The 26657-nt window shown below is 50.6% G+C and carries 26 protein-coding genes, 1 pseudogene and 1 riboswitch; of the genes and pseudogenes, 19 read left to right on the top strand and 8 right to left on the bottom strand.

The window, feature by feature from the left end:
* Nucleotides 1-32 precede the first annotated feature (32 nt).
* Complete coding sequence (locus tag ACOZB4_RS25160) at nucleotides 33-974, bottom strand: helix-turn-helix transcriptional regulator (protein ID WP_379407295.1); 942 nt, start codon at nucleotides 972-974, stop codon at nucleotides 33-35.
* Nucleotides 975-1121: 147 nt separating this feature from the next.
* On the opposite strand from ACOZB4_RS25160, the gene ACOZB4_RS25155 reads away from it, so the two are divergent.
* Nucleotides 1122-1874, top strand: a complete 753-nt coding sequence (locus ACOZB4_RS25155) for an alpha/beta fold hydrolase (RefSeq protein ID WP_379407294.1) — start codon at nucleotides 1122-1124, stop codon at nucleotides 1872-1874.
* Here the strand turns inward: ACOZB4_RS25155 and ACOZB4_RS25150 are convergent.
* On the bottom strand, nucleotides 1861-3141 hold the full coding sequence (locus ACOZB4_RS25150; RefSeq protein WP_379407293.1) for an adenylosuccinate synthase: 1281 nt from the start codon (nucleotides 3139-3141) through the stop codon (nucleotides 1861-1863). The two genes, ACOZB4_RS25155 and ACOZB4_RS25150, sit on opposite strands and share 14 nt — an antisense overlap.
* 211 nt (nucleotides 3142-3352) lie before the next feature.
* Here ACOZB4_RS25150 and ACOZB4_RS25145 point away from each other — a divergent pair, with 211 nt between their 5' ends.
* From ACOZB4_RS25145 to ACOZB4_RS25125, 5 genes are all read left to right on the top strand, one after another.
* Nucleotides 3353-4237 carry a LysR family transcriptional regulator gene (locus tag ACOZB4_RS25145; RefSeq protein ID WP_379407348.1) on the top strand — a complete coding sequence of 295 codons (885 nt, stop codon included), beginning with the start codon at nucleotides 3353-3355 and terminating at the stop codon, nucleotides 4235-4237.
* 257 nt (nucleotides 4238-4494) lie between these two features.
* A complete protein-coding gene (locus ACOZB4_RS25140; protein WP_379407292.1) occupies nucleotides 4495-5841 on the top strand; it encodes a DEAD/DEAH box helicase in 1347 nt (448 codons plus the stop codon).
* A 110-nt stretch (nucleotides 5842-5951) separates the two neighbouring features.
* Nucleotides 5952-6704 (top strand): ABC transporter ATP-binding protein, encoded by a 753-nt coding sequence (locus ACOZB4_RS25135; RefSeq protein WP_213643262.1) that lies wholly within the window; start codon nucleotides 5952-5954, stop codon nucleotides 6702-6704.
* Nucleotides 6701-7921, top strand: coding sequence for an ABC transporter permease (locus ACOZB4_RS25130; RefSeq protein WP_379407291.1), 1221 nt, complete (start codon nucleotides 6701-6703; stop codon nucleotides 7919-7921). The genes ACOZB4_RS25135 and ACOZB4_RS25130 overlap by 4 nt, the downstream gene beginning before the upstream one ends.
* The gene (locus ACOZB4_RS25125) at nucleotides 7908-8045 is read left to right on the top strand and encodes a hypothetical protein (protein ID WP_422759692.1); all 138 of its coding nucleotides are present in this window, start codon (nucleotides 7908-7910) and stop codon (nucleotides 8043-8045) included. The genes ACOZB4_RS25130 and ACOZB4_RS25125 overlap by 14 nt, the downstream gene beginning before the upstream one ends.
* Before the next feature lie 6 nt (nucleotides 8046-8051).
* Here ACOZB4_RS25125 and ACOZB4_RS25120 read toward each other — a convergent pair whose 3' ends face one another.
* Together ACOZB4_RS25120 and ACOZB4_RS25115 are read right to left on the bottom strand one after the other, a co-directional pair.
* Entirely contained in the window at nucleotides 8052-8174 is a 123-nt protein-coding gene (locus ACOZB4_RS25120) for a hypothetical protein (RefSeq protein WP_009592125.1), read from the bottom strand.
* Between the two features lie 62 nt (nucleotides 8175-8236).
* A pseudogene (locus tag ACOZB4_RS25115) lies at nucleotides 8237-8493 on the bottom strand (transposase); the annotation flags it as partial.
* Between the two features lie 114 nt (nucleotides 8494-8607).
* On the opposite strand from ACOZB4_RS25115, the gene ACOZB4_RS25110 reads away from it, so the two are divergent.
* Nucleotides 8608-9282 (top strand): hypothetical protein, encoded by a 675-nt coding sequence (locus ACOZB4_RS25110; protein WP_379407290.1) that lies wholly within the window; start codon nucleotides 8608-8610, stop codon nucleotides 9280-9282.
* Nucleotides 9283-9398: 116 nt separating this feature from the next.
* Here the strand turns inward: ACOZB4_RS25110 and ACOZB4_RS25105 are convergent, their stop codons facing one another.
* On the bottom strand, nucleotides 9399-10697 hold the full coding sequence (locus ACOZB4_RS25105) for an aminotransferase class I/II-fold pyridoxal phosphate-dependent enzyme (protein ID WP_379407289.1): 1299 nt from the start codon (nucleotides 10695-10697) through the stop codon (nucleotides 9399-9401).
* A 125-nt stretch (nucleotides 10698-10822) separates the two neighbouring features.
* Entirely contained in the window at nucleotides 10823-11437 is a 615-nt protein-coding gene (locus ACOZB4_RS25100) for a pyridoxamine 5'-phosphate oxidase family protein (protein WP_379407288.1), read from the bottom strand.
* Between the two features lie 123 nt (nucleotides 11438-11560).
* Here ACOZB4_RS25100 and ACOZB4_RS25095 point away from each other — a divergent pair, with 123 nt between their 5' ends.
* From ACOZB4_RS25095 to ACOZB4_RS25080, 4 genes are all read left to right on the top strand, one after another.
* Nucleotides 11561-13024: a PLP-dependent aminotransferase family protein gene (locus tag ACOZB4_RS25095; protein ID WP_379407347.1), complete on the top strand. Its 1464-nt coding sequence runs from the start codon at nucleotides 11561-11563 to the stop codon at nucleotides 13022-13024.
* Between the two features lie 59 nt (nucleotides 13025-13083).
* A complete protein-coding gene (locus tag ACOZB4_RS25090) occupies nucleotides 13084-13869 on the top strand; it encodes a helix-turn-helix domain-containing protein (RefSeq protein WP_076324797.1) in 786 nt (261 codons plus the stop codon).
* A 341-nt stretch (nucleotides 13870-14210) separates the two neighbouring features.
* Complete coding sequence (locus ACOZB4_RS25085; protein WP_379407287.1) at nucleotides 14211-14360, top strand: hypothetical protein; 150 nt, start codon at nucleotides 14211-14213, stop codon at nucleotides 14358-14360.
* Complete coding sequence (locus ACOZB4_RS25080) at nucleotides 14354-15208, top strand: SDR family oxidoreductase (RefSeq protein ID WP_379407286.1); 855 nt, start codon at nucleotides 14354-14356, stop codon at nucleotides 15206-15208. Before ACOZB4_RS25085 ends, ACOZB4_RS25080 begins: the two co-directional genes overlap by 7 nt.
* Nucleotides 15209-15273: 65 nt before the next feature.
* Here ACOZB4_RS25080 and asd read toward each other — a convergent pair whose 3' ends face one another.
* Entirely contained in the window at nucleotides 15274-16077 is an 804-nt protein-coding gene (gene asd / locus ACOZB4_RS25075) for an archaetidylserine decarboxylase (protein WP_076324795.1), read from the bottom strand.
* A gap of 163 nt (nucleotides 16078-16240) precedes the next feature.
* Nucleotides 16241-16353, top strand: a riboswitch (TPP riboswitch).
* 91 nt (nucleotides 16354-16444) lie between these two features.
* Between asd and ACOZB4_RS25070 the strand changes: the two genes are divergently transcribed.
* The 5 genes from ACOZB4_RS25070 (at nucleotide 16445) to ACOZB4_RS25050 (ending at nucleotide 20754) form a co-directional block, all read left to right on the top strand.
* Nucleotides 16445-17074 carry an ECF transporter S component gene (locus ACOZB4_RS25070; protein WP_100539197.1) on the top strand — a complete coding sequence of 210 codons (630 nt, stop codon included), beginning with the start codon at nucleotides 16445-16447 and terminating at the stop codon, nucleotides 17072-17074.
* A complete protein-coding gene (locus ACOZB4_RS25065; RefSeq protein WP_379407285.1) occupies nucleotides 17067-18743 on the top strand; it encodes an ABC transporter ATP-binding protein in 1677 nt (558 codons plus the stop codon). Before ACOZB4_RS25070 ends, ACOZB4_RS25065 begins: the two co-directional genes overlap by 8 nt.
* Nucleotides 18740-19546, top strand: coding sequence for an energy-coupling factor transporter transmembrane component T family protein (locus tag ACOZB4_RS25060; RefSeq protein ID WP_379407284.1), 807 nt, complete (start codon nucleotides 18740-18742; stop codon nucleotides 19544-19546). The genes ACOZB4_RS25065 and ACOZB4_RS25060 overlap by 4 nt, the downstream gene beginning before the upstream one ends.
* 274 nt (nucleotides 19547-19820) lie before the next feature.
* On the top strand, nucleotides 19821-20390 hold the full coding sequence (locus ACOZB4_RS25055; protein WP_076324791.1) for a TetR/AcrR family transcriptional regulator: 570 nt from the start codon (nucleotides 19821-19823) through the stop codon (nucleotides 20388-20390).
* A 4-nt stretch (nucleotides 20391-20394) separates the two neighbouring features.
* Nucleotides 20395-20754 (top strand): DMT family transporter, encoded by a 360-nt coding sequence (locus ACOZB4_RS25050; RefSeq protein WP_379407283.1) that lies wholly within the window; start codon nucleotides 20395-20397, stop codon nucleotides 20752-20754.
* A 439-nt stretch (nucleotides 20755-21193) separates the two neighbouring features.
* Here ACOZB4_RS25050 and ACOZB4_RS25045 read toward each other — a convergent pair whose 3' ends face one another.
* Nucleotides 21194-21430: a transposase gene (locus ACOZB4_RS25045; RefSeq protein WP_379407282.1), complete on the bottom strand. Its 237-nt coding sequence runs from the start codon at nucleotides 21428-21430 to the stop codon at nucleotides 21194-21196.
* Nucleotides 21431-21645: 215 nt separating this feature from the next.
* On the opposite strand from ACOZB4_RS25045, the gene ACOZB4_RS25040 reads away from it, so the two are divergent.
* From ACOZB4_RS25040 to ACOZB4_RS25030, 3 genes are all read left to right on the top strand, one after another.
* A complete protein-coding gene (locus tag ACOZB4_RS25040; RefSeq protein WP_076324789.1) occupies nucleotides 21646-22344 on the top strand; it encodes a response regulator transcription factor in 699 nt (232 codons plus the stop codon).
* The gene (locus ACOZB4_RS25035; RefSeq protein WP_379407346.1) at nucleotides 22344-23276 is read left to right on the top strand and encodes a sensor histidine kinase; all 933 of its coding nucleotides are present in this window, start codon (nucleotides 22344-22346) and stop codon (nucleotides 23274-23276) included. The genes ACOZB4_RS25040 and ACOZB4_RS25035 overlap by 1 nt, the downstream gene beginning before the upstream one ends.
* A 1005-nt stretch (nucleotides 23277-24281) precedes the next feature.
* Nucleotides 24282-26621: a S9 family peptidase gene (locus ACOZB4_RS25030; protein WP_379407281.1), complete on the top strand. Its 2340-nt coding sequence runs from the start codon at nucleotides 24282-24284 to the stop codon at nucleotides 26619-26621.
* The last annotated feature ends 36 nt before the right edge of the window (nucleotides 26622-26657 follow it).

Below are 26657 nucleotides of genomic sequence, written 5' to 3'. Positions count from 1 at the left end.
TTTATATGTTTTATACGGAATCGATTTTACCCTTATGTATACCTTAGCCTCATGGCTTCAATTTTCTCCCGGGTCCATTGAACCGCTTCAGCAGGCGAGATGATGGTTGCTTCCTCTCCGAGACGCCACACATAGTCCGAATAGAAGCTGACGTCGGTCGCTGGTATTTCAAGCTGAACGACTCCGCTGCCATCTTTGTTCTTATCGATGTGGGGACCGAGGCGAGTATCCGTTTCAAGCAGCCAAACCCCCTTAGTAGTTAATTGTACCTCAAACGGCTTCATTTCCCCATTACCGGTTTCCGGTATGTCACGCAGCGTTTGGTTAGCGATATCTTCACGGATCGCGATGGACGCATTGGGACTGGCCGCAATGATCCGGTCGACTCTGAACTGTCTGATATCCTCTTGAGTGAAACAGTAGGCCGGACAATACCAGTAGCCCGAGCTTGCATACAAACCGATAGGCTGAATATGCCGCTGGCTGCTTCCGGCGGATGAACGATAGGAGATGGTGACCGCTTGCCGAACCATGACGGCTTCCATTAGCGTTTGTAAAATCTCGGTGGACATCGCACGGAATGGACTGTGAATCATAACGCGATCCTTAAGACGGTCGATCTGCTCTTTGATATCTGCCGGCAAATAATGATAGAACTTGTGGAGTGCCGTGGCGGCTCCGTCACCGAATGGCAGGGTGCTGAAATAGCTTAAGGATTGGCAGGCAAAAAAGATGGCGATCGCTTCGCTTTCCGTGAAACTGATCGGCGGCAGCATCCGCTCCTGCAGCAGTCTGTAGCCGCCGCCTCGACCTTGCACAGAGTAGATGGGAACGCCGAGCCCGCTCAGCTCATCCAAATCTCTTGAAAGGGTCCTGACGGAGAGACCGAATTCATCGGCCAGTTCTTTTACGGTAAACGATTTTTTTGCATTGATCATCATCATTAATTGAATCAGGCGCTGGGATTTCTGCATAGAACTACCTCCGTCTCATATCATTCATTTTATCTTATTCTCTAAATAAGACAATATTTGTCTTATTTAAGGGATATGATGTTCTCAAGCAGCAAGGGTTCACGATGAATCCTTGGGACAGGGTCCATCATGGGAGGAGAATATAGGATGAAACAAGACAAGTTTAAAGAAGAGCTGGGATTTGTTTTTATTCATGGAGCAGGATTGAACGGAGGAGTATGGGATTTCGTTGTGGAAGGGCTGGGTCATCCGTGTTTGAAAGTGGATTATCCATTGCGGGATGGGGCAGAGATATCTGGACATCATTTGGCGCTGGAGGATTACGTAAACCATATGGCGGAGCAGGTGAGAACGTGGGGGACGAAAAAGTTTGTCATTGTTGCGCATTCCTTGGGCGGGGTTTTGGCTATCGAACTGGCATCCCGGTTCACCGGCCGTGTTGCCGGGTTTGTTGCCATCGGTGCGGCCATTCCTAAGCGCGGCGGTTCGTTTGTTTCGGCGCTTCCGTTTCCCCTCAGGGTCATCATGCCGCTCATTCTAAAAATGGCTGGCACGAAACCGCCCGAATCTGTACTGCGCAACGGGCTGTGCAGTGATCTGCCGGAGGAAGTGGCTTCCCGAATCGTAGCGGAGTTTGTTCCAGAAGCTCGCAGAGTCTATACGGATCGCGTTCAAGCGTCTATTCCCGATGTGCCAAAGCTTTATGTGAAACTCACCCAAGACAAAGAGTTCGGATTATCCATGCAGGAAAGCATGATAGCCAATCTGTCTGCGGATGGGGTGGAAAGCCTCAGCACCGGCCATTTGCCAATGCTGAGCGATCCCCGTGGAGTCCGGCGGATTCTGGAAAGCTTCGTAAATCAAGTGAAAGCAAGCCGTCACCCGGTTATCTCATCATAATCTGATCCCGTCTCGGGCCGACAGAGATCGTCTTGATGGGAACGCCAATGGATGATTCAATGAACTGAACATATTGCTGCGCGGCTTCCGGGAGCTCGTCATAGGATCGAATATGCGACAGGTCGGATTTCCAGCCCTTCAGCGTTCTCAGAACAGGCTTCGCAGACTGCAAATCGGCCGTAACCGGAAAATGGTCAATGATGCTTCCATCCTTTAACTCGTAACCAACGCATACGGGGATGTCATCCAGATACCCCAGGACATCAAGGTTGGTGAGAACGGCTTCGGTAGCTCCCTGCACCATACAGCCGTATCGAGTGGCTACCGTATCCAACCATCCCATTCGTCTTGGCCGGCCGGTCGTTGCACCGTATTCTCCTGCGTCCCCGCCGCGGCGGCGGAGCTCATCCGCTTCATTCCCATGCAGTTCGGTCACGAAGGGACCAGCACCAACACAGCTTGAATAAGCCTTAACAACGGCAATGACTTGGCTGATGGCGTACGGCGGCAGTCCTGCCCCGACCGGTGCATAGCCTGCCAGCGTGGAGGAGGAGGTCGAGAACGGGTAGATCCCGTGATCCGGGTCGCGCAGTGCTCCTAGTTGGCCTTCCACGAGGATGGGGTCGCCTTTCATATACGCTTGCTGCAGCAGCGTGGTCGTATCCTCGATATACGAAGACAGGAACTGGAATGACTCCAGCAGTTGCGTGACCATCTCATCAACGCTTAGCGGGTCTCTCCCGTACAGATGCTGCAGCTGCACGTTCTTAATGGCGAGCATCTGCTCGAGCCGTTCACGAAGTCGCTCGGGGTGGAACAGATCAGCGACCTGGATGCCAAGCTTGGCATATTTATCCGCATAGAATGGCGCGATCCCGCGTTTCGTAGAGCCGAATCCCCGGGCACCTAGCCTCTCTTCTTCCAGTTCATCCAGCAGCCGATGGATAGGAAGCACGACTTGGGCGCGCTCCGATATAAACAGCTTGGGGGCGGGAACGTTCCTTGCTTCCAGCTCCTGCAGCTCTTTGATCAATACCTCCATATCCAAAGCCGTTCCCGGACCGATGATATTCGTTACATTGGGATAGAATACACCCGACGGCAGCATATGCAGCGAAAACTTCCCATAATCGTTAATAATGGTGTGCCCTGCATTGCTCCCTCCCTGAAATCGAACGACATACGACGATTGCGCCGCAAGAACATCCGTCATTTTTCCTTTGCCTTCATCTCCCCAATTGGCTCCTACAATGGCTGTGACTGTCAAAACGTGTTCGCCTCCTACGGTCTTTTTCTTTTACAGGGCTCATTATATGAGTTGTAGCATTATAAATAAAATTGATATTAGTAATAGTAGACATTAGATTAATTTATGTTATACGATTCTGTAGAGAAGAATACGGGTAACGGATGAATTTTTTAGCTATATCTTTCAATACAGGTTCCCGTTATCATTTGATAAAATCGAGGTTATCATGATGGAAATCAATATGGAGTGGTATCGTGTCTTTTATTGGACTGCCCGGCTCGGCAGTTTATCGAAGGCAGCGGAGCATCTGCATATCACCCAGCCGGCCGTCAGCCATACCATTAAGCATTTGGAGGGAACGATCGGAGGGCCGCTGTTCTTCCGGACAACCAGGGGGGTTAAACTCACGTCGGAGGGTGATGTGCTGTTTCGCTATATCGAGCAGGCCTTCAGCTTTATCGAGATCGGCGAAAAGGCGATTGCGGACATGCATAATTTGCATAGCGGCGAAATCAATATCGGAGCAAGCGATACGCTGTGCAAGTATTACCTGCTGCCGCATTTGGAGTATTTCCACGCCACCTATCCGGATATTCGCATCCGCATTACTAACCGCACAACCCCGGAAACGTTGTCCCTACTCAAGGAAGGGAAGATTGATTTTGGCATCGTTCATTTACCGGCCTCCGATAAACAAATCGATTTTCGCGCGAGTTCCCCGATCCATGATTGTTTAGTTGCCGGTAAATCATTTGCGGAGCGGGCCAAATTACAACACCCGTTGTCCCTTCGCGATATCGGGAGCTACCCGCTGCTTATGCTGGAGAGGGGCGGGAGCACAAGAATGTATGTCGATCAGTATGCTGAGCTGCAGGGTGTCACGCTAAAACCCGAGTTTGAGCTTGGCAGCATTGAGCTGCTCGTACAGTTTGCCCGGAGCGGCTTTGGCTTGGCTTTTGTCATTCGAGACTATGCTAACGAGGAATTGCAAGCAGGTCAGCTGATCGAGGTGCCGCTCCATCCGCCAATTCCCGAGCGCAGCATAGGAATTGCAACGCTTCGAGGTGTTCCGCTATCTGCTGCCGCGAAGTCGTTTCTTTCTCTTTTGCCTTAAACAGATGGGTGATCAAGCCTATTCGTATGACGATGTATGATGTGCTGTTCACGCCGTTTAGGATGTTTGATTTGGTGAGAACTCCTGTTTTGGCATATAATGAAAAAGAGCGAATAACACTTATTAGGAAACACGCCTGCTACCACCACTATTAAAGTAAACAAACCACATGTATCGGAAGGTTTTTCTAGCGATATCAGGCAGACGCGCTTTGGAATGATAGACTTCTGATATCTAAAAAAAGGATGGACTAACATATGACTGCAACTACATTTCATACATTAGGAATAGCCGAGGATTTGTCCTCCAGATTGACGGAGTTTGGCATTGTCACGCCTTCTCCCGTTCAGGCTGAGGCTATACCGTGCATACTCGAAGGCAAGGACGTGCTCGCGACTTCACAGACAGGCACAGGAAAGACGCTTGCTTATTTGCTGCCTGTGCTTCAGGGCATCGATCCGGAAATCAAGGGTGCCCAGAAATTGATTCTTGCTCCGACCCAAGAGCTTGCTGTTCAGATTGTGAGAGAGAGCGAGCGTTACGGGGAAGCCCGCGGAATCGGTGTGCTTGGTCTTATCGGCGGTGCCGCAGCCAAGCGTCAGATTGAGAAGCTTAAGCTGCATCCGCAGCTGATCGTAGGGACACCGGGACGTGTGCGGGAACTGATCGAAATCCGGAAACTGAAAATGCACCAAGTGACTACGATCGTAGTGGACGAGGTGGATCAGGTGTTTAATCTGGGCGGCGCCGGCGATGTGGATCGCATTCTGCGCAGTGCATTACGTGACCGTCAATTGGTGTTCTTATCTGCCACGGTAAGTCCGGAAACGGCAGAGCTCGTTAAGAAGGAGATGGATCAGCCGGTCGAAATCGGGATTGATCCGGAGCAGCGGACGCCGTCCGCGCTGGAGCATTATTATTTTGTGACGGAAGAGCGTGACAAGTTGGACATGCTGCGCCGCGTGGTCCGGCATTACAATCCAGACCGTGCGATTGTCTTCGTCAATGCCACCGAGAATTTGGCGGAGGTTGAAGCGAAGTTGAACTACCTCGGCTTAAATGCGGCTGCCATCTATGGTGATGCCGACAAGATGACTAGAAGCCGGGTTCTGAATTCGTTTAGAGAAGGGCGTACCAAGCTCTTGGTCGCTAGCGATGTCGCTGCCCGCGGACTTGACATCGAAGGACTCGGCATGGTGATCAATTACGATCCTCCTATTGATGCAGAGCATTACACACACCGCGCAGGACGCACTGGACGCATGGGGCGGAGCGGCATGGCGATAACGCTCGTAACGGACCGTCAGACGTTTATCATGCGCAAGTTCAATCGCGAGCTGGGCATATCGATCGAAGAACGCGCCCTTTATGGCGGCAAGGTAAGAGCCCCGCGTTCAACACCAACCGATCGAGGACATGGTCCACGTGGGTCAGCCGGGGATACTGCCCGTAAAGAGAAACCAGCCCGAAAGCCTGCTTCCACCAGCGCCAATGGAAAGGCGGGAAGCGGAAAGGCATCGGGTCAGCGTCAGAGTGAAAGGGAGCGGGACCGCAAGAACAAGGGCGCTCCGAAATGGTTGAAGAACAAGCCTCCACGGAGCTAATACTTCATAAACGCGAAGCTTGTAACCGGTATGTTGTTTTCGGGTCCGATTCAGCGGATGTGGTCGAAATCCATAAGGACCGGACTTTTCAGAATAAGAGGTGATCAATAATGAGTGAACAGCCGGTATTGTCTGTTCAAGGATTAAGCGGCGGGTATAGCATGAACCGACCGGTTCTGCATGACGTAACATTTCAGGTTGAACCGGGTGAGATGGTAGGTTTGATCGGCCTGAACGGCGCGGGCAAGAGTACCACGATGAAGCATATTCTCGGGCTGATGAATCCGCAAAAAGGGAGTATTCAGGTTCAAGGGAAGAGCCGCACAGAGCATTCGGAAGCTTATCACGGCGCCCTGGCGTTTGTTCCTGAATCCCCGCTGCTGTATGAGGAGATGACGGTACGCGAGCATCTGGAATTTACGGCACGTTCCTATGGCGTATCCCATGAAGATTATGAGGCGCGTTCGGAGCAGCTGGCGAAGATGTTCCGTATGGAAGAGAAGATGGACAGCCTGTCCACGCATTTATCCAAGGGTATGCGCCAAAAAGTGATGATCATGTGCGCTTTCGTAGCCAGACCGTCGCTGTACATTATTGATGAGCCCTTCCTTGGGCTTGATCCGCTCGGGATACGTTCGCTGCTTGACTTTATGCTGGAGCTGAAGGCGTCCGGCGCTTCGGTCTTGCTGAGCTCTCATATTCTCTCCACGATTGAGAATTATTGCGACCGGTTCATCGTGCTGCACCGCGGCAGCATCATTGCTCAGGGGACGCTGAAGGAAATTCAGGATCAAGCCGGAAGACCCGGCATGTCGTTGGAGGAGCTGTTTAATGTGCTGATTCAGGACGGTAACGGCGAATGAATCTGCGTGAGCTGTATGTCAAACGACGCGGACAGTTCTGGGGTGAAATTTTCCCCTATCTGGGCTATGTCATACAGAGCGGGGTAGCCGTCGTATTTCTGTTCGTTCTGATTGCGTTCGCTGCCTGGTACACCGCACTACTGCAGAATATTCCACCAGATCTGCCGATTCGCTGGATCGTGATGATTATCCTTGTGCCTCTCATGATCAACAGCAGTATCCGCACGTATCTGCGTTCGGCGGATACGGTGTTCCTCATTCCGCAGGAATCCCGGATGAAGGAATACTTCCGTAAAGCGTGGTTCAGCGGCGTCATTTATAAAATCATCGGTTTAGGACTGGTGATGTTAATTCTATGGCCTCTATACATACGCAGCGATGTTTCGCCAAAACCGCTGCTCGCTACGTTTGTTGTTCTGACGCTGTTTAAACTGCTATCCAGCTATGGGAGCTGGAAGGAGCAGCTTATGATGTCAAGGAACGCGGCAGCAGCCTACCGGGCACTCCGCTGGATCGTTCCGGCGCTGAGCTTAGCCGCCTGGTTATGGCATCCATCGGGCCGCGCCCTCCTATTTATGGCTCTGCTCGGCCTCACGTATGTTGCCGCCTTGTCAGTCCCCGTCAAGCATTTGGTCGCTTGGGAGCGATTAATCGCCGTCGATGAGAGACAGGCGAGCCGGGTGATGATGGTGCTGAGCTGGTTCGTGAATGTGCCTCAGCGCGGGCAGCGTGTCCATGCGCGGAAATGGCTGTCCGGATGGGGCAAGGGATTGGCGTGGAAGAAGGAAAGCGCCTATCAATTTCTTCTTATTAAGAGCCTGACGCGCAGTGATATTCTGGGTATACTGATTCGGGTCGGACTGCTGGGTGCCTTTCTTGTGTGGGCAACCCGGGAGAGTCTGGTATCGGCGATTGTGTATTTGATCAGCCTGATGATCATCGGACTCCAGCTGTCTGCACTGCGAAAGCTTCATCCGGAATCGTTCTGGCTGCATGTCTACCCGCTTCCGGAAGGAACGCGCCGCGACAATGAAGGGAAGCTCATCTTCCAGGTCCAGCTGTTCTGGGCTGTCCTGCTGTGGCTCCCGCTTATTCCGGGCATTCTTAGTGCCCCCGGGCGTATATTGGGTACGCTGGTTGCAGGTATCGTGCTTGTATTTCTGTTCCGAAGCGCTGCTGCTCGGAAGAGCCGGCGTGAAGACGATGACGACGAATAAATGGGAAGAGGCCGGGACGTTAGCGTCCCGGCCTTCTATTGTCATTATAGTATGGGTTATTCCGTTTGCAGAAATCGCAGTGCGTGGTGTGGCGAGCTGCGATTTCTGTTCGGCTGTTATCTAGTTGTCATTACACCCAGAAAGAACGAGTGATGATAACGAGCAGGATAAAGAGAACCAGGATTGCTCCAACTCCGTATCCACCGCCGTATCCGCCGTATCCACCGTGTCTTACTTCTTCAACTGCACCCATGTTCATTCCCCTTTCAGTTCGTTGATTTGTAGTACACGGTATTGTATGTGGCTAATCGTCTATGTGTATGGGCGAGCGTTTATATAGGGCAGAAGAAAAATGAAGGTGCTGTCCACAAAGTAATGTTCCAATTTGACGTAATTCTCCTGGGCAAGAAACAGAAGCACGCTCGTGAAGATCTTCTCCAGTACGTCTTTCATACGCTCGGGACGAAAGCGATTGATGGTTCGGAAATCCGGACGCTGTTTCTGGCAATCCACATGAACATGACATTCTCGTGAACGGCTTTTGCAATCTGACGAGAAGAGTAGATCCGTTTCTGGGGGCAACAGCGATGGGAGGAACGATTCGTACATGGAGCGTCTTCTAACAGCAAGAAGGGGCCTTTCACTTATGTTAGGATGTTAAATAATCATGAAAATTGGAGGGAGAAATGGAAATATATCATAAGTTGAATCAGATTAGAGTGCAGAACAAATCAAATACAAAACAAAAAGTCTTTTCAATAGTAAGTGCAATGATAATCGGAGCTATTTTGGGTTTAGCAGCAAAACTTGTGGATACTCCGGGTATTAACCCCATATTTGACAATATCGGTGGACGTCTTGGCATATGGGTGTTTGTTGCCGCGCTTTTATCGGTGTTCAGCTATTCGCCCAAAACAGCAGCTGTAAAAGTATTCGTCTTCTTTGGATCCATGCTTACCGTTTATTATGCTTACACCGTTCTTTTTCTACACTTTTTCCCAGAGAGAGCCATTGTTTTTTGGGGTATATGCGCGGTGATATCTCCTGTTTGCGCTTATATTATGTGGTATGCGCGTGGAAATGGATTGTTTTCTCATATGGTTTCGGCGCTTCCCATCACAGCTTTGCTGTCAGAAGGGTTTGAATTACGTCATGCTTACTTACCCATTCACACTCATTACTATTTAATCCCATGGCTTATGGGAGTATATCTAATGATGATCTTGGTTTTATTACTTATCATTCCTAAAAATAAAATGCAATTTGTAGTCGTTTTACCTATAGCCCTTATATTGTCTTTTATCATGATCTATTTTAATGTTATAGGTCGGATATTTGGCGGCATGAACGGTGTGTTTTAGGAATGTCGCAGAACATAAATAATGCCCTCCCGACTTCCTGTAGGGAAGTGAGAGGGCTGAAGAGTTTAATGTTCTCGTTATTTGGAGCTTATATCTTCTTCATATACAGCCGATCATTAAGCCTTCTGCAGGTCCTGAATTCCTTTGTAGACCAGGTCGAACAGATCCTCCAAATACTCCTCGTCAATACAAGAGAAGGCGATCCGGAGATCATGCTCGCCAAGGGCGATGGTTCCTACGCCATACTCATGGATGAGATGGGAACGGAGCTCTTCGGCGTTTACCGTGTTCAGCTTCAGGCACATGAAGTAGCCGGAGTTAAACGGATAATATTCCCATGCATCGCCGTATTTGCCGCTGTCGAGAATGGATTTCACTTTGTTCGCGCGGCCTTTCATGATGACGAATTTCTCTTCCTTCTGTTCGTGGAATTCCGGCGTCTTCAGCGCCTCCAGAACAAAGGTTTGCGAAGGGTGGGAGGCGCTGGATATCGTCGCCCGGATAATGCCGAGCGTTTTCTGCTCCAGTGCGTCAAGCACGTCTTTATCTTCTGCCGCATACGTGATAAAGCCGACACGGAATCCCCATACGAATTCTTCCTTGGTCGCACCGTCGACCTTCACAGGAAGCACGCGAGGGTGAAGGCCTGCCAGACGTCCGAAGAGCGATTCCTTAAGCGAATCTTCAAAGAACAATCCAAAATACGCATCATCCGTAACGACGACAATATTCATGCCGGCTTCAGCGGCTTCCTGAATCGCGGACACGATGGCAGCCCCTTCCTGAGCGCCAGGGGTATAGCCTGTCGGGTTGTTCGGGAAGTTCAACAGGACGACCGCCTTGCCTTTATCCTTCTGGCTTAGCAGAGCCTGTCGAAGTCCTTCGGCGTTAAATTTCATATCGTCCGTAAAGAGAGGATAGGTTACATGAATGCCATGGCGGCGAATACCGAATGTCAGCTCGTAATTCTCCCAGTTCTTATCGGGATAAATCACGGCGTCCCCTTCATCCACGAACAAATCGGCTACGATGCTAAGACCATGCGTCAGCGCATTCGTGACGATGGGATTGCTGAAGCTCTTGCCTTCAAGCGAAGGGTTCTCCCGAAGCATCTTGTTTCGCCATACGGAGCGCAGCTCCGGCTTGCCTGCCGGAGGGGCATACGGGTACAGATCCTTCGGCTGGTAAGCCGAAAGTTTGTCCTGGATGACGCCCAGATGCATCGGGACTCCGCCTTCGGTTGCAATACCGATCGTAGCGTTATATTTTTTCGCATGGCTCGTCGCTTCCGCAGATTGGCTCAGGATGCCTTCTTTCGGGAAGTAGATTTCTTTGCCGAGTGTGGAGAGCATGTCATACACATGCGGATTGCCGGCTTGCATTTTTCCATTCAATTGACCAACCAATGGGTTCATGAACTGATTCCTTCCTTCCGAATACTTTTGGTTAAGGTAAGTGTAGGTGACAAGTTGCCTTTACGTTTTCATTGCCTAACATTATACCACTTAGCCCAGTAACCGTCACGGATAATTGTAATGCTTTAACGCGGTCCAGGATGATACTTGCATATCAGTCCGGCTGTTTCTTTATCCCGCTCTTTGCCCCGGCATTCAAGCCCTTCGACTACGGTCTGAAGCGAATCCGGCCTCAGATTCTGGCCGAACTTGAACTTGGCGCTCATTCGCTGCGGAGCGAGTTTGATGACCGCTACCCCTTTCAGTCTGGGGATATAAGCCCGGTCATTCGCGTCAATGGCGCGGTATCCGCCTTCAGGCTGCAGTTTAGTCATCAGTGCCTCCATCGCAAGCGCCTTTTCCTCCAGATCATCCACGATTACCACCTCGCCGATCGCCGTTACGCTTTTGAAGTAGGCCGTGGCCGGGCAGGCCATCTCCGGATCGGAGAAATAGGAAGGGATGAGGGCATACTCATCAGCTATGGTAAAGCACACGGCGGGCATCCGGCGCAGATGATCCATTTTTTCACCCATCCGGCTGCCGTGAAAATAGAACGCTCCGTTCACATAAGCAAAGTTCAATGGCGTTACACGCGGAATCCCCTCTTCATCGGCTGTTCCAAGGAAACCAAAGCTCATGCCGCTGAGGAAATGCTCGATCTCTTGTTGATCCTCCATCGCAAACTCGTCTCTTCTCATGGTTAAGCGCTCCCCCTATCATTTTGAATAACAGTTTACGATGAAAATTGACAAGGAAAAAGAACCAATTTAGAGTGATTTATATAGTCCAATTTTATATCAAGAATGATAGGAGTCGTCATGATGGAGCTGGGATTGCCGTTCGAGACGTATGTGGAACAATATCGATATAAATATTTGGCTCTATACCACGCGATTCGCGCTGCCATTCATAGCGGCAAGCTGCCGGAAGGAACCCGCCTTCCCGCTACACGCGAGCTGGCCAAGCTGTATGGTGTGTCCAGAGGATCGGCCGCGCAGAGCTATGACATGCTGATGGCCGAAGGTTATGTTGTGTCCAGGCAGGGCAGCGGTACTTACGTAGCAGAGGGGATTGCCATGGTAGACCCGCCGCCGCTGGCCGAGGGAGTACCGGTGCTCTCTACTTGGGGGCAACGACTGATGAGCCAAAGCGGGGATTATACCTCGGCACAGATGCTGCTGAGAGAACCTCCCCCAGGTACAATCTCATTCGCGAATGCACGGATGCCCATGGAGGATTTTCCGTATTCGGAGTGGCGGAGCGCGTTATCCTATGCAGGTGGAAGCGGGGGAGTCGAGCTGCAGAACGGAGCGCCGCCGGAGGGAGACCTCGAACTGCGCCAGGCGATAGCCGGACACCTGCGTTTTACGCGGGGAATCCAGGCCGACCCCGAGCAGATCGTGATCTTCAGCGGATCCATGCAGGGGCTAGTCCTCATGTTTCAGCTGCTGGTTGATCCTGGCGATCAGGTGGTCATGGAGGATCCCGGCTATCAAGGAATCTATCGGGGCATCAGCCTGAGTGGCGGGATTCCGCTGCCATCCCCGGTAGATGATACCGGATTGATACCACGTGACTGGGACGCAAGTCTGCTTGTCGTAAGCCCCAGCCGTCAATACCCGACGGGAGCGGTGCTGCCGCTGGAGCGAAGACGGGCGCTGCTGAATTGGGCGCGAAGCCGTCAGGCCTTTATTATCGAGGATGATTACGACAGCGAGTTCCGCTGGGGCGGCAAGCCAATTGAGCCCTTGCGAATGCTGGATAACGAGGGACGTGTCATTTTCGTCGGTTCGTTCTCCAAAACGATGTTCACCGGGCTCCGCATTGGGTATGCCGTGCTGCCCCCAAGCCTGGTTGAGGCGGTTGTGCAGGCTAAGGCCCTGTACGAGCCAATCTCACCAGCCGTATTGGAGCAGCGCGCGCTGGCGCGCTTTATTGTGCGAGGGGGTTACGGTCGGCATCTTAGAAGAATGACTCGGCTGTATGGTGCACGGTATGAAGCGCTTCGCCAGGCGATGGATACGCATGCCTCCGAACTGTTTCGTCTTCATCCCGGCGATGCCGGCCTGCATGTTTATGCGAACTGGCTGCGCTCCGAGGAAGAGTATGCCCAGTTCCAAGAAGCTGCCCGCAAACGCGGTATCATGTTTCGGGATGCATCGGTATATCATCGTATACCCGGATTGCCTGCCGCATGCTTTGGCTTCTCGCATCTGGACATAGCCAGCATTGAAGAAGGGGTTACCCGGATTGCGCAGGCATGCCTGGACATGCAAAAAACATAAAAAACGGGTATGATGGAAAAGAGGTCAATTTTTGAATGAGATGAGGGGGTTATGACGTGATGCTAAATGCATCGCCGTCTTCTTTTATAATCATGTCTGCGCTTGCCAAAATTGTATGTGAGCCAGGCTGGAAATGGCAAAAACGCGAAAGACCCATGCAGAATTATGATTTGTTCTATGTATGGAGCGGTGAAGGCACGGTCGAGCTCAATGACGAGCCCTTTGCTGTGGGAAAAGGAAGCTGCTTCCTGTTCCGACCAGGAGATCATACGAGTGCGACGCACAATCCGCAGAAACCGCTCGTATTGACATATATCCATTTTGATGTGGCCGACCCGGTGCAGCATATCCCTGCATCCTATCGCAAGCTGACGGAAACGATGGATTTTGAATATTTGCTCGCGCGCTACGTGCGTTTGTATCTGGACAAGCCCTATGGATCATTGGAGGAGGGGCAGCTTATTCTGAAACAGCTGATGATTCATCTGCTACGTTCAGATCTTGCTGAGCCGGTGGTCAAAAAAGCAAGCAATCAGCTGTCAGAGGCTATCCATGAAATCGCGAATTATGTCCGTCAGCACCCGGGGGTTCCCCATCGGGTAGAAGATTTGGCCGCTAGGGCGGGGTTGTCCCCCCGTTACTTCTCGATCAAGTTCAAGGAACTGATCGGCACGCCGGTGCAATCATACATCATTCAGATGCGGATCGAGCGAGCGCAGCATCTGCTGCTGCACCAGGGCATGAACGTAACGGAGGTAGCTGACGCGCTGGGATACCGGGATATTTTCTTTTTTAGCCGGCAATTTAAGCAGTATACGGGCAAGAGCCCATCCGAGATTCGGTGATTCCCTCGCCCTTCCATAACTTACCTGATTGGTAGGAGGGGTTAATGGTTTCATAGCAAGCGATTTAGGGTAAAAAACGAGATACAGTTTTATTGTATGAAGGGGGGAGAGAGGAATGAGCCCAAGAAGACGGGTGCGTGGACGTTTCTTCAGTCGTGGTGGCTGCGCTATTTTCAGAAATCGCTTGCGCCGTATGAAGACAACGACTCAAGATCATCAGGATGTATGGTTTTAAATGAGACCTGGCCTACATACGGGTGACGTTGAATCCCGTTATCATATACGCTTTTCTCTGGATAAACGCAAAAGGGAGCTAAATGGCTCCCTTTTTTCGATATGTTTTGGGGTCCCCGCAAAGTATTTGGAATAAGCATAAAGCGTTGAAGGCAGGGTTTAAGAAAAATGGCCGGGCAGGCATTTCGAATAACGGAAGGGTGATGGGTGTGATGGAGAGAGTGGCATTGGCCGAGCAAGCGGTGATCCGGTGGTAACGGCGGGAGCAGGAAAGGTTGCGCTGATCACGGGCGCGTCGAGCGGGTTCGGACTGCACATCAGCTTGGAGCTGGCAAAAGCAGGTTATGACGTGGCAGCGGGTCTGCGCAGGCCGGAGGCGGCTGCAGAACTGTTGGCCCGAGCCGAACAAGCCGGTGTTGCCAAGCGTATTCACGTATTCCAGCTGGATATCTGCATCGAGGAACAAGTCAAGGCCGCTGCCTTGGAGTTGGAGCAGAGGTATGGCCGCTTGGACGTGCTGGTTAACAATGCCGGGGAGGCGGTAGGCGGCATGGTGGAGGAAGTGCCGCTCAGCGGCTGGCGAAAGCAGATGGAGACGAATTTTTTCGGGACTGTATCGGTGACACAGCATATGCTGCCGCTGCTCCGGCGAACCGGAAAATCCAAAATCATTCTCATGAGCAGCATTAGCGGCGTGGTCGGATTTCCGGGTTATGGACCCTATGCGTCCTCCAAATTTGCACTGGAAGGGTTTGGCGAAAGCCTGTCCATGGAAGTGATGCCCTTTGGCATTGATGTCGTGCTGATCCAGCCTGGTGCCTATGGTACGCCGATCTGGAACAAAAGCTTTGGGGAGCTTAAGGTGAAGGAAGGATCACCCTACAGCGGTCTGCTGAAGGGCGTGCTGGACTATTCCGAGCGGACAGCCAGAGGAAGCGGAGATCCGCAGGAGGTAGCCAGGCTTGTGGCAAAAATTGCGTCCATGGCTAAGCCCAGGTTCCGCTATATGCTGCCCCGAGGCACGCGGGCGACCGCATGGATCAAGGGCGTACTGCCGGATCGGCTGTTTCAGCGGATCATTTATCGGATGCTGGGCTGGCGTTAATCATTCATGCAGCCAAAGATTTATGGCCTTAACTTGTCATGCGATGTTTGGTAAGGTAGATGGAATCACCCTTTTCTGGCTGGGGACGGGTGAAGCAAACCTAGCAGTTCTCCCATCTTCACCTTGGAGCCGGGTTCCAGGTCACCGCGAGGGGTAAACGTGCCGTTCTCCGTCAAAAGTACAACTGTAGAGCCGAATTCAAAGTACGCGAGTTCATCGCCGATTTCGTATTTCTTCACGTTCTCGTCAGCATAACGGATGCTGCTTACGTTCATGGCTCCGACCTTCACGACGGCAACTTCGCCGAACTCATGCGCAATATAGGTAATGAGGCGCTCATTGCGGCTGAGCACATTCCGGATATGGGTCATCGCAAAATCGTTCACGGGGTAAACGCGTCCCTTCAAATGCTCGCTTTCCGCCTGAACACCGGTTACCGGGGAATGAATGCGATGATAGTCGGTCGGGCTTAAATACAATACAAATGCATAACCGTGGATGTAGTTTTCCATTCTCGGTGATTTCGCGAGCAGCTCGCTCAAGGTATAATCCTGTCCCTTAACGCTCAGAATGGTACCGGCGTTGACGACGCCCATTGCCGAAATTGTGGCATCGACTGGGCTTACCATGGCGTCGGCGGTGTCATCTATGGCGCGAAGGCCTATTTTTAACCGGCGGGAAAAGAACTCGTTCAGTGAGCGGTATTCGTTGATTTCTTTCTCCGCTTCGTGCGCCGGAATTTGATAAATTCGTATGAATGCAGGTATTAGATGACGGCTCAGCCGGCTGTGGGAACAATGCCCCATGATTCGGGACAGCCACTTGCGGGAAGACAGCTCAGTCATCAGACGCAGCAATTGTTTAGCCATGTCATTCTCCTTTGTGCATAGGTGTCAGCAATAAACGTTGGTGGAAAAGCCAATCACTCTGATATTGACATAGAATGAGATGGAAATCAATAAATAGCCATTTTTGAAAAAAGGTTCTTGCTTATTCCGGAGTGAATGTGTATTTTAAAGTTAACATAAAACCGAATAGGAATACGGGGGCTTGAGTGAATCAGGCTGAGATTGCAGCTGCTATCCGCTGTTGACCGTTAATCTGAACTGGGTAATGCCAGCGTAGAGAATATCCGACCCTGCCTACATAGGGCCTATTTTTCCGTCTGCGCGTTTTTCCAGACGGTTTTTTGTTGTGTTTACACAAAAATAGAGGTGGAGAGGGGAATGTGTTGTTATGGGAACGTCTGTGCAAGAGAAGTTGGGGGTTCAGCCCCGAAAAGGACTGCGGTTAAGCGATATTTTGGTTACGGTACTGGTATCACTGGTGCTTGGCGTCATTTATCACTTCTGGGGCTCGGTTTACAATCTATTAAAACCGCTGTTCTTTGAAGCGGATGAGTTGTTATACGGCATGTGGTTCGCTGCAGCCACGCTTGCTTACTTGTTGATCCGGAAGCCGGGAGTGGCCATTATCGCGGAAGTGGCGGCGGCCCACGTAGAAGTGCTGTTTGGCAGCGGCTGGGGATTGACCCTACTGCTGTATGGCCTCATTCAAGGACTGGGGGCTGAATTGGTATTCGCGGCGTTCCGTTATCGGAGCACCTCGGCGTGGACGCTGGCGATTGCCGGTGCCGGCGCAGCCATCGGCTCGATGATCATGGACTTCTATTACAGCTATACGGATGACCTGCAGACGTGGATGTTCCTGGCCAAATACGGTATGCGGGTACTTAGCGGCGCCGTCATTGCTGGCCTCCTTATGCTCCTGCTGGCTAAAGCGCTTGACCGTACGGGCGTGACATCCCTGCTCCGTCCTGCGTCGAAGAAGGATTACGAAGCACTGGATGATCCGCGCCATGTCTAATGCCACGGTTAGCCCGGTTTCGGCTCATTCTGCTGAGATGCTTCCGGAACCGGCCGTGTATGTGGAGGAATTGCGCCTGAAGTATCCGGGCGAGGAGCAATTGATGTTCAAAGACCTCTCCTTCTCGGCTGTCCGCGGGGAGAAGGTGCTGCTGCTCGGTCCGAGCGGCTGTGGCAAATCCACGCTGCTGCAGGTGCTTAGCGGGATGATTCCCCACGCGACGGAGGTGCCGATGAAATGCGGGGCCCAGCTGATTCCACGCTCTTGGGGTTATGTATTTCAAGATCCGGATACCCAGTTCTGTATGCCGTACGTGGATGAAGAGCTGGCTTTCGTACTGGAAAATCTAAGTGTCCCCCGCGACAAGATGAAGGAGCGGATGCAGGCGGCCCTGCGCGAGGTGGGGCTTGATCTTGAGGAGCTCCATATGCCGATCGGGCATTTGTCCCAAGGCATGAAGCAACGACTTGCGCTGGCATCGGCTCTGCTGCTGGAGCCGGAAGTGCTGTTCCTTGACGAGCCGTCTGCGCTGCTCGACCCGGAAGGCAGGGAGCAAATCTGGTCCGCGGTGAAGGCTGTTTCAAAAGGGCGTACGCTGATCATCGTGGAGCACCGGATTGAAGAAATGGCTCAATACGTGGACCGCGTGGTGCTGTTCACCCCGGATGGCGCCATTCTGGGCGATGGTCCGCCGGGAGCGATATTCGCCGAATATGCGTGCGAGCTTCAGGCGTATGGCATCTGGTATCCCGGCGTATGGGAGGATTACGCGCAGACCCGGGCGGGCAGAGAGTTGTTTGCTCTGGTCGACGTGTTTGGCGACGAGTCGGGTAATATTGTACATGAGGCTGCTCCGACGTACGCTCAGCGTGTGGAGCCTGTCATTCAACTGGCGGATTTCAGAGGGCTCCGATGGGATAAACCCGTTATCGCTCTCCCTTCTGCGGAGGTGGTTCCGGGACAATTCATTGCGGTGGTAGGACCCAACGGAGCAGGCAAAAGCTCGCTGCTGCTCAGTTTGATGGGGCTGCTGCGCTCCGAAGGGACCTATGTGCTTTGCGGGGAAGAGGTCATTCAGGGCAAGCGCCGGAATGTGCGAAAGAAGAGAGAGCAGCAGCTGCGTCAAATCGGATTCGTGTTTCAGAATCCGGAGCTTCAATTCCTGACGGAGCGCATCGGTGATGAGGTGGTTTACTCGCTGCTGGTGGATCATGTGCCGCCGGAGGAAGCAAGGGCGCAGGCCGACCGCTGTCTTGAACGCTTTGGACTGAAGGGCATGGAGGCCAGGCATCCGTACCAGCTGTCGACAGGCCAAAAGCGCCGCTTGAGCGTGGCTACGGCCATGGCAAGACAGCCGTCCGTCCTTCTCCTGGATGAGCCAACCTTCGGACAGGATGCGCGGAATACGTTCGCGATTCTGGAGATGTGCGAGCAGCTGCGCCGCGCGGGAACCGCCATTCTCATGGTGACGCATGAAATGGAGATCGCGCAGCGGGTTGCCACGCATATATGGGAAATCCGGGAGGGACGGCTGACCTCGAGCATGCCTTCCCCGCGCTGGTCTGGCGGGATTGCATCCGAGCAGGCGGCTAAGCGAGTAAACGGCGCTGCCGATCCTCGGGGCACCTTAGCCGCGGCCGATCATCGCCTCACGGGGGTGAACGCATGAATATATGGAACCCCGTGCGGATCACTTGGCTGCACCGGGCGAATCCGGTGGTGAAGCTGGGACTGATCTGTGCGCTGTTTTTCATGACAGTGTTAACCCATGATCTTGATTTTGTTTTGTATCAGGCGCTTATCTTTATGGTCTGTCTGGTGGTGCTCAGCGGGGTGAAGCCGTGGAAAATGCTGTTGTTCTTTATTCCGTTTCTGCTTGCCTTCATATCGTCCGCCTCTTCCATGATGCTGTTCGGTAAGGGGGAGACGATCTGGTGGGAGTGGGGATTGTTCCGGGTATCGGAAGAAAGCTTCTACCGGGGGCTGCATTTGGGCTTTAAAGGAATTGCCTTTGCTTCGGAGGGACTGCTGCTCGTTACGACAACGTCCTCGGTGGATTTATTCTACAGCCTGATGCAGAAGCTGAGGCTGGCGCCCAAATATGCCTACAGCTTCATGGCTTCGATCCGGCTGCTGCCCATGGTGTGGGAGGAATATGTAATCCGCCGCCAAGCCTTGAAAGTGCGAGGAGTTCGCCCGATTCGCGGGATTCGCGGCATGGTGAATCGCGCAGGACTGTATGTGGTGCCGCTGCTGGCGCAGAGCATCCGCCGGGCCCATCGGGTAGCCGCTGCGATGGAGGCCAAGCAATTTGACGGAGACCGGGCGAAGGCCCGAACGTATTATTACCCGTCTCGTTATTCCTGCTACGATCTTCTGGTCGTCGGATTACTGACAGCAGCCGCGTTCTGCGCCTATGTTGCAGCCGGAAATTTTCCTTGGTTCGGCATTGGCGACGTGCGGTTTGATTAATGGGTTGTTTTCTCAATGAGAGCCTGCTTAAGGTGTATAAGCGGGTTCTTTTTTTATGAGATCAGATTAACTCCAGAGGGTCTAGCCTGTTTATCTCGCAAGAAAAACTTTCTATTATAAGCGGCGGTCCGGCTCTTGAGAAAGTGCACGGATCGCATTTTTCTTCACTCGTATATTTTATAGAAATCATGTCTGGATTTTATGCCGATGGAGGCGTTATAATACTAATGGTACCGATAAAGTATTTTTAGTACCAGAAGGGGAGTTTGTTCACTTGCGCGAGCGAATATTGAATGAAACGATCCGCTTAATTCAGCGGCAGGGGTTTACTTTTACGGTTAGTGATCTGGCCCGCGGCCTTGCAATTAGTAAACGGACGATCTATGAGCACTTTTCATCCAAGGAAGAGATTGTCGAACATATCATCGACGGAATGATCCGGCATATTCAGCAGCGCGAACATGAAATTGCGGGGGATGAGGAGCTTACCGTTCTGGAGAAGATTCATCAGATTCTAATCTGTCTGCCGCAGGAGATGGAGAAGATGGATTTGGGAATGCTGCCGGATCTGAAGCGCTCGCATTATGCGCAATGGGAGAAGCTGGACACCTTTTTCAGAGAGGAATGGGGCATTGTTACTGAGCTGATGGAGCAGGGGATGGCCGAGGGAAGTATCAAACGAATTCATATGCCGCTATTCATTGATCTGTATCTCGGCTCGCTCCATCAGATTTATGATTCGAGGGCAACGGTGAAGCATCAATTGCCGCTAGGGGAGTTGCTGCAGTCCGTCATGGACATCTTATTGTTCGGCATTGCCGCAGAGAAACGGGAGGAGTCTTGAGATTATGCATTGGTTATATTTAAGTTTGGCTATTCTATTTGAAGTGGCTGGGACACTGAACATGAAGCTGTCGGAGGGATTCAGCAAACCGCTGCCCAGCGTGCTGCTGGTGATGTTCTATATTTGCAGCTTGAGCTTCCTGACGCTGAGCTTGAAGCAGATTGAAATATCCGTAGCTTACGCGATCTGGTCGGGACTTGGCATCATGATCATTACCGTCATCGGTTATATGTTCTTTGCGGAGCAGATTAATGGTCTGAAAATATTCTCGATCCTGCTGATCATCGCGGGGGTCGTTCTGCTGAATCTATCCGGCAGCGCACATGCGCAGGAACAACCAAAGACGCACCAGTCCGGTCACTAAGGGCGATAGAATGAACCGGAATCTGCGGAAGAGCCGTACTCATGCGTAGAATGGAAGAGGGACCGTGCGCGAACACGATCCCCGAGTACAGCGTACCGCCATAAGAGCGGCCTTACTATAGGAATTCGATCAGAAATAGACCGTGATCCTGACCAAGGGCGGTCTATTTCTTTTTAAGATTATAGAATTTATAAGTTTTCAGCGAAGCTGAACTCATTCGATAATCGCAAGAAAAACATCCTCTAAACGCGGTCTGTCTTCTGTGAATGTACGTCGATAGACGGTTTTCTTATGGAACGAAAGTATTAACACAAAGTCATTAGAAACTAATTAGGCTTTAGCCGGATGGAAGGAATCAGTCGAATGGAATATGTTACACGAAACCAGCATGGGCCATTTTGTTTTAGGTGTCGCACTTCATATTACAATCCGTCTTCCCTTATCGTTTGACGATCCGGTCAAAAAATGCCCGCATTCTAGAGCTTTTGGTCATGGAGGCCAACCATGCGCATTGGCATAAAACCGCTTTGAGCATGCGATTGCCCTTAGGAATGCGAGAACTTTTCTTTTTGCCAGCACTCTCATGGTTGCCTGGACATCCCCCCGCCCAAGAGCTGGCATGAGTTGATGAACGTCCAGACCGCAACAACGTTCTAAAATAGCGTCCATTGTGCATCCCTCACATTTAAAAGATGCGGGTCATGCAGCCTTCGATTTGTATTTTTGTACACGTGCTTCATGCGACACTCGGCGGTACGCAAGGTTGCAACAGATCAGTTTGTGGGGTTATTTTAGTTTGAGCGGTTATTTGAAGATGAATCTGAATATACCTCGGAGCCGTTGTTTCCAGTATATTAGAGTTATGGACGTAAAAAGAAAGGCGTGAATGACGTGGCTTCGAACATACTTCTTGTAGAGGATGACAGCTCGATTGGCGAAATGGTAGAGAGCTATTTGACGATGGAAGGTTTTCAGGTGGTGCTTGCCAAAGACGGAGAGGAGGCGCTCGAGCGGTTTGCCGAACGAGATTATGACCTCGTACTGCTGGATATGATGCTGCCCAAGATCAGCGGTATGGATTTTCTTAAAAAAGTCAGGGAGAAAAGCCATGTGCCGGTACTGATCGTATCCGCAAAGGATGGGGAAGTGGACAAGGCGCTCGGCCTTGGTTTTGGCGCGGATGACTATATTACGAAACCTTTTTCGATGATTGAGCTGACGGCGAGAGTGAAGGCCGCTATCCGCCGCGTGACGGCTTATGCAATAGCACCCCCAACTGAGCAAAATAAAATCATCCGGGTCCATGAACTAGAGATGGATCTGGATCATTTGACCGTGACCAAAAACGGCCAGGAGATCAAGCTGACGGCCAAAGAACTGCAAATCTTAAAGCTGTTTATGACGAATCCGAAAAAGGTATTTACCAAGCAGCACATTTTCACATCCGTCTGGAATGACGACTATTTCGGCGATGAAAATGTCATTAATGTGCATATGAGCCGTTTGCGGGACAAAATTGAAGATCAGCCCTCCGATCCGCAGTACATCAAAACGCTGTGGGGCATCGGCTACCGTTTGGGGGAATTTTAGTGGTTGCCGTTCTGCTGATTGTTGTGATCATGTTGGCGTTGCTGAATGTGATGCAGTGGATGGGTCGGAAAAGAAGAGCTAAGCAGCTCGGCTACATCATCGATAAACTGAATGCGATTGAGGATTCGTCCTCGCAGGAGCAACTGCTGCTTTTTACGGAGGATCCAGGATATCGTAGACTGTTGATTGCTATCAATCACTTGCTTTTGCAAACCAGGCAGTCCGAGACAGGATTTATGCGTACAGAAATCGCGATGCGCCGGATGTTGGCAAACATATCGCATGATTTGAAGACGCCGCTTACCGTGGTGCTCGGTTATATCGAAACGTTGAACCAGAAGGCCGACTTGCCAATGGAGGAAAGGGAGCGGCTACTGGATAAGGTGCATACGAAGACTGTAGAGATCGTAGAGTTGATCAACCGTTTTTTTGACCTGGCCAAGCTGGAATCGGGGGATAAGGAGATGCCACTGACCCGCATACATATCAATGAAATTTCCAGAAACAGCATGCTGATGTTTTATGATCTGATCGAATCCGAAGGGTTGCAGGCTGACATCGATATTCCGGAAACGCCGCTTTATGCATGGGGCAATGAAGAAGGACTAAACCGCGCATTAAACAATGTGCTGAGCAATGCGATCCGTTATGGTTCACAGGGCAAGGTGATCGGCATGAAGCTGCGGGATGAGCAGGGCCGGGTGCTTATCGACATTTGGGATAAAGGCAAAGGTATTCATGAACGGGATCAGGAGCTTATTTTCGAGCGGATGTATACGCTGGAGGATTCAAGGAATAAAAGATTCCAGGGCAGCGGTTTGGGTCTGACGATTACGAAAAGACTGATCGAGCTGATGGGCGGGGAAATTCGCGTCGCAAGCAAGCCGTATGAACGGACCGTTTTCACGATCTCGTTAAAGAAGCTATCGTAGCGCGGCTTCTTAACATCATATTAGTGCTAGACAAAAAGCGAAAGTAGCGGAGGAGACGGAATCGATTCTTACGAAGCTGAAAGATTTTTGGGAAAAAAGCTACTTTGGAGGCATTTGCTGCATTCGCCTAAAAGCTTTCCGAAGGAAAGCTAGCATCGGAAGTAAAAGTAACAATTGTTTATTCCAACACATCCCCAACTGTTCCATTAGTAATAGAACGCAAGAAGAAGCTCGCTAACGCTGCGAACCAAGCGTAAATCGTAGCTGTAAATAAATAGTGAAATAACCCTCTGATGTCACGCTACAATGGCTGGCATCAGAGGGTTTTCTGTTTGATATAAGGGATTTCAATAACTTTCCGTTATTGACGCGGATCTGTACCTATTCTGTACTAGAATTTGACGAGTTAGGTGCTGCTGGCAGGTATGGCTTCATTCTCCTGGGCGTTTCTCTACTTCCAGAATAAATCCTTATTAAGCAGTTCATGAAGATAATTGTCCATCTGCTCCGGTGAAACCTGCCGTCCGCCTTGCAGCTACCAAATACTTAGCGAGGAACTGACTTCTGAATAAACTTCTGCAATGATCTCAACGGATTGCTGGCTCCGGTATCTCGATCATGTGTTTGAACTGATGTATACGCTAGTTTTTCATGAGCATCATCGCACATAGAGTCAGCTTAAGAAATTCGTAAGAATAAAGAAAGAAAAAAGAAGATGACGTCCTGTAAGATTTAGATATGAGAGAGCGAGAGGAGAAAAGAGTATGTAGCATAAGTACGAACGATTCGATTGACCAAGGTTTTTCAAGGGAGGAAGTCGTCTCGAATGTTAATGAATATGAAGACACGCGAACTCTACGATTCTACTAGCCGTCATTGAAATAGTGGTCGGATACATGGCGTTTCGCAAAATTGATCAAATCGATATTTGCAAATCGATGTAAATAACATTCATTCCCTAAAAATTCAGGGTAACGCTTCCAGCAGAGAGGGGAAACTTAAAGCATGAATGCAAAAAAAAGACTAGTCTCCGCAGCGATTGCGGCTATTATGGCCGTATCCGTTCCCGTGTCAGTCATGGCACAGGATGGAGCGAAACAAGCAGCACCATGGTATCAAGATGGAGTACAGGCACTCGTAACGAAGGGGATTGTTGACAAAGGGGTAAAACAAAATCAAGAGATTTCTGTTAAAGACTTTATCCGCTATGCGGTAATATCGCTTACCTATCAACATGGCATCGATCCGATGATGGTTGCTTCCGAGAACGGGTGGTTGAAGGAAGGAGAATTCACTTCCGTTGACGCTCCGATCAAACGTGGCGAGATGGCACGCATGATGGTGCGGGCACTTGGCAAGGAACAGGGAGAAACGAGCTTGGCTGAATATGCGGCAAGCGCCAAGGCACTTGGGCTCATTCAAGGGGATGCAGAAGGAAGCTTACACGAAGATCAGCCAGTGACTGTAGCTCAAGCGGCTGTTGTGTTTAAAAATTACAGCAATAAAATGCTATCAACGATGGACGACAGAGGTGTGTCACAAATTTCCGTGGAAGACTTCTTTCGGAGTCCGGGCAGCTTTGGGTATGAACTTTCTCCAGATGGCAAGTATCTTTCTTATGCGGGTACTTGGGAGAACCGTTCCAATGTGTTTGTAGAGAAAATCGGAGAGAAAAGCGAGCCTATTCGCGTGACAAGTTCAAAAGATCGCGATATCGCCGGCTTCTTCTGGAAAGGCGATAACATTCTATATCGCAAAGATAAGGGCGGAGACGAGAATTTCCATGTATATTCGTCCACTTTTAATGGCAATAAGGAAGTGGATTTGACGCCTTACGATAAGGTAAATGTTCAACTCGTGAGCGAATTATCTGGTGTGAGAGACGAAATTCTGATCTCGATGAATAAAGAAGATGCTGCCATCTTCGATGTATATAAATTGAATGTAAAGACAGGGGAAACGAAGCTGATCGCCAAAAACCCAGGGAACATTATGGCATGGGTAGCTGATCGCCAAGGTAAGATTCGACTCGCTTCTGAGAGCGACGGTGTCGTAAGTACATTGTTGTACCGCGATACGGAGGAAGAAGCATTCAAACCGCTGGCTACGTTAAATTTTGGGGATACGATAAATCCGCTTGGTTTCTCGGCAGACGGTAAATCGATCTATGCGGTCTCCAATAACGATCGGGACAAGACGGCGCTCGTCAAGCTGAATTTAAAGGGTAAGGAAGAAGTTCTGTATCAGCATCCGGAAGTTGACGTGACTGGAGCATATTACGACAAAAATCAAGATAAAATGCTGGCGGCTATCTATGTGACAGATAAAGCGCATTTGGAGTTTTTCGATGATAAATTCGAGGCGATGTACCGCAAGCTGGAGCAGAAGCTTGGCGTTAGTGAAAGTGAAATCGGGCTAAACGATTATAACGAGGAAATGACGAGGCTGATCGTTAGTGTTTCGAATGACAAGACTTACGGGATGTATTATTTTTATGATAGCGTATCCGGTGAGTTAACATCCTTAGGTAATCTGAGTCCGTGGCTTAAACCAGATCAGATGGCTGATATGTACCCGATCTCTTACAAGAGCAGAGACGGATTAACGATTCACGGTTACTTAACTCTACCGAAAAATAAAAAACCTCAAAACCTGCCGATGATCGTTAATCCGCATGGTGGGCCGTGGACACGTGATACGTGGGGCTTCAACCCGGAAGCACAATTGCTCGCAAACCGCGGGTATGCCGTACTTCAAATGAATTTCCGTGCATCCATGGGGTATGGGAAGTCCTTTATGAATGCAGGAGATAAACAATGGGGATTGAAAATTCAAGATGATATTACTGACGGTGTGAAGTGGGCGATTCAGCAAGGGATTGCTGATCCGAAACGAGTTGGTATTTATGGCCAATCGTTTGGCGGATTCTCAACCTTGACGGGCATTACGAAAACGCCGGAATTGTATGCTGCTGCTGTTGATTATGTAGGCATATCGAATATGCTCTCGTTCTTGGGAGCGACCCCACCGTATTGGGAGACCATGAGAAATCTCTTAAACGAACGTGTCGGCGATGTCGAAAAGGACAAAGAAATGCTGAAGCAAATTTCGCCGATGTTCCACGTCGATAAGATCGTAACGCCATTATTCGTGGCTCAAGGGGCGAATGATCCGCGGGTGAACAAAGCAGAATCCGACCAAATTGTCGAAGCACTCAAAAAACGCGGCGTGCAAGTGGAGTATATGGTTAAGGATGATGAAGGACACGGCTTTACCAACGAAGAGAACTTGTTCGATTTCTTCAATACAATGATCAAGTTTTTGGATAAAAATCTGAAGCTGTAGAGCAAATAAGGTAAGAGTTGCTAGGGAATAGGTAAC

This window comes from Paenibacillus sp. NPDC058898 (assembly GCF_049316025.1).
Taxonomy (GTDB): domain Bacteria; phylum Bacillota; class Bacilli; order Paenibacillales; family Paenibacillaceae; genus Paenibacillus_AQ.
This window is presented reverse-complemented; position numbering and strand designations above follow the sequence as displayed.

What these genes read in the sequence shown, in the direction of transcription:
- ACOZB4_RS25045 (WP_379407282.1), bottom strand. Translation starts at nt 21,430, where the DNA reads ATGCACAATGGACGCTATTTTAGAACGTTGTTGCGGTCTGGACGTTCA.
- ACOZB4_RS25105 (WP_379407289.1), bottom strand. Translation starts at nt 10,697, where the DNA reads ATGAACCCATTGGTTGGTCAATTGAATGGAAAAATGCAAGCCGGCAAT.
- ACOZB4_RS25030 (WP_379407281.1), top strand. Translation starts at nt 24,282, where the DNA reads ATGAATGCAAAAAAAAGACTAGTCTCCGCAGCGATTGCGGCTATTATG.
- ACOZB4_RS25140 (WP_379407292.1), top strand. Translation starts at nt 4,495, where the DNA reads ATGACTGCAACTACATTTCATACATTAGGAATAGCCGAGGATTTGTCC.
- ACOZB4_RS25100 (WP_379407288.1), bottom strand. Translation starts at nt 11,437, where the DNA reads ATGAGAAGAGACGAGTTTGCGATGGAGGATCAACAAGAGATCGAGCAT.
- ACOZB4_RS25095 (WP_379407347.1), top strand. Translation starts at nt 11,561, where the DNA reads ATGGAGCTGGGATTGCCGTTCGAGACGTATGTGGAACAATATCGATAT.
- ACOZB4_RS25130 (WP_379407291.1), top strand. Translation starts at nt 6,701, where the DNA reads ATGAATCTGCGTGAGCTGTATGTCAAACGACGCGGACAGTTCTGGGGT.
- ACOZB4_RS25125 (WP_422759692.1), top strand. Translation starts at nt 7,908, where the DNA reads ATGACGACGAATAAATGGGAAGAGGCCGGGACGTTAGCGTCCCGGCCT.
- ACOZB4_RS25090 (WP_076324797.1), top strand. Translation starts at nt 13,084, where the DNA reads ATGCTAAATGCATCGCCGTCTTCTTTTATAATCATGTCTGCGCTTGCC.
- ACOZB4_RS25070 (WP_100539197.1), top strand. Translation starts at nt 16,445, where the DNA reads ATGGGAACGTCTGTGCAAGAGAAGTTGGGGGTTCAGCCCCGAAAAGGA.
- ACOZB4_RS25110 (WP_379407290.1), top strand. Translation starts at nt 8,608, where the DNA reads ATGGAAATATATCATAAGTTGAATCAGATTAGAGTGCAGAACAAATCA.
- ACOZB4_RS25065 (WP_379407285.1), top strand. Translation starts at nt 17,067, where the DNA reads ATGTCTAATGCCACGGTTAGCCCGGTTTCGGCTCATTCTGCTGAGATG.
- ACOZB4_RS25120 (WP_009592125.1), bottom strand. Translation starts at nt 8,174, where the DNA reads ATGGGTGCAGTTGAAGAAGTAAGACACGGTGGATACGGCGGATACGGC.
- ACOZB4_RS25155 (WP_379407294.1), top strand. Translation starts at nt 1,122, where the DNA reads ATGAAACAAGACAAGTTTAAAGAAGAGCTGGGATTTGTTTTTATTCAT.
- ACOZB4_RS25060 (WP_379407284.1), top strand. Translation starts at nt 18,740, where the DNA reads ATGAATATATGGAACCCCGTGCGGATCACTTGGCTGCACCGGGCGAAT.
- asd (WP_076324795.1), bottom strand. Translation starts at nt 16,077, where the DNA reads ATGGCTAAACAATTGCTGCGTCTGATGACTGAGCTGTCTTCCCGCAAG.
- ACOZB4_RS25135 (WP_213643262.1), top strand. Translation starts at nt 5,952, where the DNA reads ATGAGTGAACAGCCGGTATTGTCTGTTCAAGGATTAAGCGGCGGGTAT.
- ACOZB4_RS25145 (WP_379407348.1), top strand. Translation starts at nt 3,353, where the DNA reads ATGGAAATCAATATGGAGTGGTATCGTGTCTTTTATTGGACTGCCCGG.
- ACOZB4_RS25160 (WP_379407295.1), bottom strand. Translation starts at nt 974, where the DNA reads ATGCAGAAATCCCAGCGCCTGATTCAATTAATGATGATGATCAATGCA.
- ACOZB4_RS25050 (WP_379407283.1), top strand. Translation starts at nt 20,395, where the DNA reads ATGCATTGGTTATATTTAAGTTTGGCTATTCTATTTGAAGTGGCTGGG.